Origin of the sequence: Thermococcus sp. PK, assembly GCF_000430485.1 — an archaeon.
Lineage (GTDB): Archaea > Methanobacteriota_B > Thermococci > Thermococcales > Thermococcaceae > Thermococcus_A > Thermococcus_A bergensis.
Map to the genome: position 1 here is coordinate 91,479 of NZ_KE387150.1, position 8,296 is coordinate 99,774.

The 8,296-nt window shown below is 48.2% G+C and carries 7 protein-coding genes and 1 pseudogene; 6 read left to right on the forward strand and 2 right to left on the reverse strand.

Annotated features, from left to right (window positions below; translation table 11 throughout):
* Positions 1-487 (reverse strand): annotated as a pseudogene (locus tag THEPK_RS08580) (IS982 family transposase); the annotation flags it as partial.
* Positions 488-573: 86 nt separating this feature from the next.
* Between THEPK_RS08580 and nuoE the strand changes: the two are divergent.
* The 4 genes from nuoE to THEPK_RS08600 are packed head-to-tail and all read left to right on the forward strand — an operon-like array spanning position 574 to position 6,275.
* Positions 574-1,038 (forward strand): NADH-quinone oxidoreductase subunit NuoE, encoded by a 465-nt coding sequence (nuoE, locus tag THEPK_RS08585; RefSeq protein ID WP_042701025.1) that lies wholly within the window; start codon positions 574-576, stop codon positions 1,036-1,038.
* A complete protein-coding gene (nuoF, locus tag THEPK_RS08590) occupies positions 1,031-2,839 on the forward strand; it encodes an NADH-quinone oxidoreductase subunit NuoF (protein WP_042701027.1) in 1,809 nt (602 codons plus the stop codon). Before nuoE ends, nuoF begins: the two co-directional genes overlap by 8 nt.
* A gap of 1 nt (position 2,840) precedes the next feature.
* A complete protein-coding gene (locus tag THEPK_RS08595) occupies positions 2,841-5,708 on the forward strand; it encodes an NAD(P)-binding protein (protein ID WP_042701029.1) in 2,868 nt (955 codons plus the stop codon).
* 24 nt (positions 5,709-5,732) lie between these two features.
* The gene (locus THEPK_RS08600; RefSeq protein WP_042701031.1) at positions 5,733-6,275 is read left to right on the forward strand and encodes a nitroreductase family protein; all 543 of its coding nucleotides are present in this window, start codon (positions 5,733-5,735) and stop codon (positions 6,273-6,275) included.
* Between the two features lie 10 nt (positions 6,276-6,285).
* Here THEPK_RS08600 and THEPK_RS08605 read toward each other — a convergent pair whose 3' ends face one another.
* A complete protein-coding gene (locus THEPK_RS08605; protein ID WP_042701033.1) occupies positions 6,286-7,191 on the reverse strand; it encodes an asparagine synthetase A in 906 nt (301 codons plus the stop codon).
* 260 nt (positions 7,192-7,451) lie between these two features.
* Here THEPK_RS08605 and THEPK_RS08610 point away from each other — a divergent pair, with 260 nt between their 5' ends.
* Positions 7,452-7,943 (forward strand): hypothetical protein, encoded by a 492-nt coding sequence (locus tag THEPK_RS08610; protein ID WP_156882173.1) that lies wholly within the window; start codon positions 7,452-7,454, stop codon positions 7,941-7,943.
* Positions 7,924-8,296: hypothetical protein (locus THEPK_RS08615; protein ID WP_042701035.1), on the forward strand; the 373-nt coding region annotated here is incomplete at its 3' end. The genes THEPK_RS08610 and THEPK_RS08615, both read left to right, overlap by 20 nt.

Consider the following 8,296-nt stretch of genomic DNA (forward strand, 5'->3'; position numbering starts at 1 on the left):
GTAAAGCCAGCAAATTTCCATCAGAGTAACAGGTCAGCTTGTACCCATAGTAAAACTTTTTTAGAGGGAACAAACCCAACTGCGGGCTTTTCAGAGATGATTTCTGAAGAACCCTTCTTCTCCTTCCTGTTTTTCTGGCCAACTCCTTGGTCTGAATGGGCTTTGAGTCCAGTATTCTAACGTATTCTCTGGCGTGTTTTTTGAATAATTCTTCCTGCGCTAGGAGCAGGAGTTTTTCGTGCCTGTTCAAGCGTTCTGTTAGTTTGTTGTACCTGATTTTGGGGAACAGCTTCATTTCTTCGATTAGGACTCTGTAAGCGTGCTTGTAAACTCCGTTAAAGTGCAAGTGTGCTAGTATTGCGAAGGTTATCAGGTCGTAGAGGCTGATTACTTCCCTGCGAGTGTTTTTCGGGTAGTGTTTGCTGACTATCGGATAGATTTCGGATTTTATGATCAGGATTTCCTGCTGAAAGTTCATAACAACCACCAATCAACCAAAAGACTTAAGTGCTTATAACTCTAACGATCTAATGGGAACTAGGGTAAATAGTATAGTAATGGCAGGTGGTGATCATGAATTCAAAGTTTGAGTACATTTATAGTTATGAGCCGAATCCCAGTTCTTTGATTCCATTGTTGCAGAAAACTCAGGAAATTTTTGGTTATCTCCCAAGAGAGGCCCTAGAGGAGATTTCAAAATATTTAAAGGTGCCCCTGAGCAGAGTTTATGGCGTCGCCACATTCTACGCCCAGTTCCGTTTTGAGCCCCTTGGAAAGTATGTCGTCAAAATCTGCCATGGAACAGCTTGCCACGTTAACGGAGCTGTCAACATTTCTCAGGCAATTACAGAAGAAGTTGGAGTTGAAGAGGGCCAGACAACCGAAGATGGGCTTATAACTCTTGAAAGGGTCGCCTGCCTTGGCTGCTGCAGTCTTGCACCGGTCATCATGATCAACGAGAAGGTGTTCGGCAAGCTGACGCCGGAGAAGGTGAGGAAGCTGATTAGAGACCTCAGGGAGGGGAAGCTCGATGTCTGAGATAAAGGCGATAGCTGTGGGAATGAACTCGTGCGGCATAGCGGCCGGTGCCAAGGAGACGTACGAGGCAATAAAACGCGAGCTGGAAGAGAGAGGGTTGAGTGTTAAGCTCAAGATAGTCGGCTGTGTGGGGATGTGCTACCGCGAGCCCCTCGTGGACATAATCACCGAGGACGAAATAATCACCTACGGTCACGTCGACCCGAAGAAGGTCCCCAAGATCATCGAGGAGCACGTTATCAAAGGTAAGCCCATCGAGGAGTGGGTAGTGAAGAGGGACTGGTGGGAGGACGGGGAGAGAAGGACGTGGGACGTTGACGGCTACTTCGCCAAGCAGAAGAAGATAGTGCTTGAGAACTCGGGCTACATAGATCCAGAAAACATAGACGAGTACATTCAAGCTGGCGGTTATGAGGCCCTGAAGAAGGCCCTCCAGATGAAGCCCGAGGAGATAATAGACGTCATCATCAAGTCTGGCCTCCGCGGAAGGGGCGGCGCCGGCTTTCCGACGGGCCTGAAGTGGAAGTTCACGCGCGAGGCGAAGGGAGACGAGAAGTACGTCATCTGCAACGCCGATGAGGGTGATCCGGGAGCCTTCATGGACAGGAATGTGCTTGAGGGAGACCCCCACCGGGTCATAGAGGGGATGATAATCGGTGCCTACGCCATTGGGGCTACCAAAGGCTTCATATACGTCCGTGCCGAGTACCCGCTCGCCATAAAGCGCCTCAAAATAGCACTCCAGCAGGCGCGTGAGAGGGGTTTCCTCGGGGAGAACATCCTCGGTTCTGGCTTCTCCTTTGACATCGAGATCAAGGAAGGTGCCGGAGCCTTCGTCTGTGGTGAGGAGACTGCGCTGATAGCATCGATTGAGGGGAAGCGCGGGATGCCGAGGCCAAGGCCGCCATATCCAGCCCAAAAGGGCCTCTGGGGCAAGCCTACCAACATAAACAACGTCGAGACCTGGGCGAACGTCCCGTGGATAATAAAGCACGGCTGGGAAGCCTACGCTTCCCTCGGAACCGAGAAGAGCACGGGCACCAAGGTCTTCGCCCTCTCGGGCAAGATAAAGCACGGCGGCAACGTGGAGGTGCCCATGGGCATCACCCTGAGGGAGATACTCTACGAGATCGGAGGCGGCACGAAGACCGGCAAGAGGATTAAGGCCGTCCAGCTTGGAGGTCCATCTGGCGGGTGTATACCAGAGTATCTCTTCGACACTCCTGTGGATTATGAAAGCGTCACTGCAACTGGCGCGATAATGGGGAGCGGCGGAATGGTGGTTATGGACGAGGACACCTGTATGGTCGACGTCGCCAAGTTCTTTTTGGACTTCACCGTGAAAGAGTCCTGCGGCAAGTGCACCTTCTGCCGGCTGGGGACGAAGAGGATGTGGGAGGTTCTGGATAAGATAACCAACGGTCAGGGGACAATGGATGACCTAAAGGAGCTCGAGGAGCTTGCCACAAAAGTGAAAGCCGGCTCCCTATGTGGTCTCGGACAAACTGCACCGAATCCTATTCTTACAACGCTTCGCTACTTTATGGATGAATACATCGCCCACGTGAAAGACAAGAGGTGCCCGGCCAAGGTGTGTAAACCCCTCATAAAGTATGTCATAATACCCGACAAGTGCACAGGATGTACAGCGTGTGCAATTTCCTGCCCTGTCAAAGCAATAAGCGGAGAGAAGCTTAAGCCGCACGTAATAGACCAAGAAGCTTGCATAAAATGCGGAACGTGCTATACTGTGTGCAGGTTTGACGCCATAGAGATAGTTGATGCCTACGAGGGTGATTGACATGGTCAAGGTCATCGTAAATGGTAAGGAAGTTGACGTCCCCGAAAACAAGGTGCTCCTCCAAAGCCTGAGGGAAAAAGGAGAACACATCCCAGGAATGTGCTACGATTTTGAGCTCGAGCCCTATGGATCATGCCGCCTTTGCTTAGTCGAAACTCCCAGGGGGATTGCAACTTCATGTACACTCAGGCCAGTCGAAGGTCTGGCAATAGAAACGTTAAACGAAAAGATAATTTCAATGAGAAGAACCGCCCTTGAGCTAATGCTTTCCGACCATTACGGAGATTGTATAGGCCCATGCCAAGATGGGTGCCCGGCGCACAGTGATGTTCAGGGATATCTTGCACTAATTGCGATGGGCAAATACCATGAGGCAGTCAAACTCATGAAGGAGAAGTACATCCTCCCAGCGGTTCTTGGAAGGGTTTGTCCGGCTTTCTGTGAAAGCAAGTGCAGAAGGAACCTCGTAGAGGAGCCCCTCGCGATAAGACAGCTCAAGAGGTTTGCGGCTGATTACGATCTCGAACACGGACCATGGATGCCTGAAATCCCGCCATCGACCGGGAAGAGGGTTGCGGTGGTTGGAGGTGGGCCGGCTGGTCTGGCGTGCGCCTACTACCTCAGGACGATGGGCCATGAGGTAACTATAATCGAGGCCATGCCTGAACTTGGTGGAATGATGCGCTACGGTATTCCCCCCTACAGGCTTCCACGCGATGTTCTTGACAAGGATATAGCAACGGTCATTAACACGGGTATTGAGGTCAAGACCAACACCATGCTTGGAAGGGATATAACGCTTGAAGAGCTCAGGAAAGAATACGATGCCGTTTTCCTAGCCATTGGAGCATGGAAAGGTAGGAAAATGGGCATAGAGGGAGAAGAGCTTGAAGGTGTCATGCAGGGCATCGAGTTCCTCAGAAAGGTCAACATGGGCGAAGAAGTAAAGCTCGGCGAACGGGTTATCGTTGTCGGCGGTGGAAACACTGCTATGGATGTCGCAAGAACGGCTTTAAGGCTTGGCGCAAAGGTTACTGTTGTTTACAGGCGTTCAAGGGAAGAAATGCCTGCAAACCCAAGGGAAGTTGAGGAAGCAGAAGAGGAGGGAGTTGAGTTCATATTCCTTGCCAACCCTGTTAAAATCCATGGCAACGGCAAGGTAGAAAAGGTTGAGCTAATTAGAATGAAGCTGGGCGAGCCAGATGAAAGCGGAAGAAGACGTCCAGTACCAATAGAGGGCTCAAACTTCTTCTTGGAAGCTGACAACGTCATCCTTGCCATCGGCCAGTACTGCGATGATTCCTTCTTGAAGGCGCTCGGCATAGAGGCCAAGCGTGGAAAAGCCGCGGTAGATGAGATAACATTACAGACAAGCCTTGAAGGGGTTTTCGCGGGAGGAGACCTTGTCTTAGGACCTTCAACTGTCATAGAGAGTATAGCAACTGGAAGAAAAGCCGCGTTGATGATTGACCTCTACCTCAAAGGCAAGCTCAACAAGGCAAGGGAAGCGCTCCTTGAGCCTTCAAAGCACATAGAGGAAATAGTGAAGGATGACGACCTATACAGAGTTCTTTTCGACCTGAGACCATACAACCACTGGAAAGACGTCACCGAAAAGGACTATGAGCATGTGGAGAAGAAGCCAAGGGTTAAAGCAAAATTAAAGCCTGCTGAGGAAAGAATTAAAGGATTCGTTGAAGTTGAAGAAAGCCTAACCGAAGAGGAAGTGCTTAAGGAAGCAGAGAGATGTATGAGCTGTGGATGCATGGAGGTCTTCAGGTGCAAGCTTAGAGAGTATGCCACGCTTTACGAGGCAAAGCAGGACAGGTTTAAGGGCGAGACAAACCGCTTTGAAATCGATGAGACACATCCAAACGTTGTCCTCGACAACAACAAGTGTGTTCTGTGCGGCAGGTGCGTCAACTTAACCCACGAGATAGCTGGAGAAGGAGTTGTGGACTACCTCTTCAGGGGATTCACAACAAGAATTTCGCCTCCTCTTGGAGAGACACTTGGAGATATGGACGGGGTTTTCATAGGGGACATGATTGACGTCTGTCCAACCGGAGCTATAAGCGAAAAACTGCCGTTCATAAAACCCGGCCCGTGGAAAACCAAGCCAGTAAAAACTGTCTGCAACGGGTGTAACTTTGCATGTGAAATGAACATCGAGGTTTATAACGATATGCTCGTTAGGGCTTCTTCAGTGGCAGGATGGAACAACGGACACCTCTGTGACATCTGCCGCTTTAAGAGGCCGTGGGCTGAGGATTTAACATTCCCGCTTCTCAACGGCGAAAAAGTGGAATGGGAGAAAGTCAGAGAATTCATAGGGAACCACAAGGACATTGCCCTTATATTGACTCCCGAGCTGACGAATGAGGAGATTAAGTACTTCAAGAAAGTTGCAGAGGAAAGAGGGTTCAAACTTGGAGCCTTCGTAGAGGAAGGGATTTCCACAGCAACCCCAGAGGACATAAAGAAAGCCAAGAAAGTTCTTTTAAGAGCGGACATCGAAAAGTATCCCTATCTGAAGGTGCTGCTGAAAGGCAAAGAGTTCGTGGAGGAAGACTACGAAGTTGCTGTACTCGAAGCACCTGCTGAACCACTGGAAGTACCTACCCTCATACTCCACGAAGGGGTCAATGAAGTAGGCTTGCTGAAGCTTGGAGTTAAAGGATTACCCGAGGCAGAGGCCTATGTGGTTATAGGAAAGCCCAGAAAGGAGCTAAAAGGTGATGTCTTAGCCCTTCCTTCAGGCTTGTGGGCAGAAAAAGAAGGAACCATCATAAACGCTTTCAACATGGAGCTCAAGGTTAGCAAAGCACGTGAACCCGAATACAGCGCAAAGGATATATTCTCCCTCTAATTTTTTCTTTTTGAGGTGGAGCGTATGGAGTTTTTTGAGGTATTTAAGAGGAGGAGAAGCATAAGGCGCTTTCAGGACAAGAAAGTTCCGGAAGAATACGTGAAGAAAATCCTTGGGGCCGCTTTCTATTCGCCGAGTTCAAGAAACAGAAGGCCATGGCATTTTATAGTTGTTGATGATGGAGACCTTATCAAAAAACTGGCTCAGACTAGGCCAGCTTTGAGGTTCTTGGAGACAGCGCCGCTTGCAATAGTTGTATGTGGAGATGAGAACATAAGCTCCGCATGGGTGTTTGATGCATCTATAGCAGCAGAGCATATACAGCTGGCGGCAACAGCCCTTGGATTAGGGGCATGCTGGGGACATGTGCTCGACAGAATGCACAGCGAAGAGAAAAGCGCAGAGGATTATATAAGAGAGCTATTGGGAATTCCAAGGCATATAAGGATTCTATGCGTCATTGGCATAGGGTATCCAGCTGAAGAGAAGCCACCTCACAGTGAAAAAGAGATAATGCCAGACAGAGTGCATTACAACAGGTTTGGAAACTTATGGAAAATAGAATAAAGGGACAAAGCTAGATAACAGCAGGGATTCCCGGAATCCTTGGGAAGGGCTGTACCTCAGCGATGTGCTTTGCTCCAACCATATACCTAACAAGCCTCTCCACTCCGATGCCGGCTCCGGCAGAGGGCTTGAGCTTCCCAGCCTTTGCAACCTCGAGGTAAGGCCTAAAAGCTTCCAAGCTCAGGCCGCTTTCCTTAAGTTTTCTGACTATTACTTCATACTGCCACTCCCTTTCTCCACCGCTTGAAACCTCCCCGTAACCTTCGGGCAATACCAGATCATAGTTCCTAAAGTGTCCCGGTCTTTCAGGGTCTTCTCTGTCGTAGAATTCCCTCGAGATGTCCGTTATCCAGAAAGGCTCGTCCATTGCTTTGCTTGCCTCTTCGTCGTCTCCAAACTCTTCCATTATTTCGCTCATGGTAAACCTCTTGAACGGCGCCTTAATCCTTGGCAGTCCTCTTTCCTCAAGTTCTCCCCATTTCCTTGCTTCCTTGAAAAGACCCACCATAAGCTCTTCAATCAACCCCATCACATCCTCCATGCTCGCATAGGCTATCTCAAAGTCTAGCTGGCTAAACTCATACGCATGCCTGCCGTCGTCTCTATCCCTCTCCTCAAGCCTGATGTTCGGTGAAAGGACGAATATCTTCTCCAGTCCCATAGCTATTGCAAACTGCTTATGCAGAATCATGCTGTGCATGAGCTTGAGTTTTGTTCCATAGGCTTCAATCTCTGGAGCCCTCATTTTACTGGCAGCTGGATCGGGCCACAATGGATCGGTTATGGAACTAAGCATAACCGGCAAAAGCCATTTAAAGCCCCTCTTCACAAAGAAGTCTGTCATGTAGTCTATAACTTTCGTCTGTACCCTTATCACTTTTTCAATATCTCTGCTTACAAGTTGAACCGCGTTCATGATCATCACCAGTATGACGAATTCTGGAGCCATATATGTATTTTATGCAAAAAACTTTGGAAAATTGGCAAAATCTCCATAATAATCTAAATCTTTTTGAACAAATTATCAAAGTTGCACCCTGTTTTTAACACTTAGTCAAAAGGCAAAACTTAGGTATAGTAAAAGAAAGCGGTCTTATTATAACACTTTCTTTGCAATTATAAAAGTATAAAAGATTTATTCACAAAGGTAATAATAAGTTATAACAAAAAACGGGCGTGTTTATAGTAACCTTTATTAGGGTTTTTGCTGAATTCTTTCGGGTGGTTGTCGTGATCCCCAGATGGGATCACAGACTCAAAGACCCTGAAAGCGTGGCATTCGCAATTCTTGACGTTTTAGCAGACTTCGAATCAGAAGGAAAGCTGAAGAACCTGCCAAAATCCAAAAAATTTCCAGTAAAAACAATACTGGCAATACTCCTCTTTAAACAATACTACAACCTACCTCTCAGAGACGCCCAGCACTACGGCAGAAAATTCTTCGGAGCAAACATTCACTACTCAACCCTCCACAACTGGGAGAAAAAGCTGAACCTCGAAGAACTGACAAACCACCTCCTGAAAAAACTCCAGAAATTACCCTACGCCAGCACTCAAGCAGACTCAACCATTATTACAAATAAAAAAGGGCAGGATAGAAGTTCAGGCAATAACGAGAATCCTGCCGGGTTTACTGTATCCGGTTGCTGTGAAGATCACAACTTCTGAGAACGAGCTGATTGAACTCCTGCCGGGGGGTTCTGGGAATTTTTATGCTGATGGGGCTTATGATTCAAAGAAAGTTCTGAACACTGTGGTGGAAAAGGGTTATCGGCCGATTGTTAAGAAAACTAAGAACGCTCCAGGTGGTTTTGGTAGTAAGAAGAGAGACAGAGTGTTTTCTGAAGAAGAGTACAGGCGTAGGAATCCTCATGAGGGGTTCTGGGGTGCGTTTACAACGTGGTTTGGCAGTAGGATCCCCTGTTTTCTGAAAAAGACTACTGTAACCCGAATCCTGCTTGGGGTAATGTGTTATGGTCTGAAAATCCTCCTCAGAGTCAAATACTGTTTAAATAACAGGG

What these genes read in the sequence shown, in the direction of transcription:
- THEPK_RS08605 (WP_042701033.1), bottom strand. Translation starts at nt 7,191, where the DNA reads ATGAACGCGGTTCAACTTGTAAGCAGAGATATTGAAAAAGTGATAAGG.
- THEPK_RS08595 (WP_042701029.1), top strand. Translation starts at nt 2,841, where the DNA reads ATGGTCAAGGTCATCGTAAATGGTAAGGAAGTTGACGTCCCCGAAAAC.
- nuoE (WP_042701025.1), top strand. Translation starts at nt 574, where the DNA reads ATGAATTCAAAGTTTGAGTACATTTATAGTTATGAGCCGAATCCCAGT.
- THEPK_RS08600 (WP_042701031.1), top strand. Translation starts at nt 5,733, where the DNA reads ATGGAGTTTTTTGAGGTATTTAAGAGGAGGAGAAGCATAAGGCGCTTT.
- nuoF (WP_042701027.1), top strand. Translation starts at nt 1,031, where the DNA reads ATGTCTGAGATAAAGGCGATAGCTGTGGGAATGAACTCGTGCGGCATA.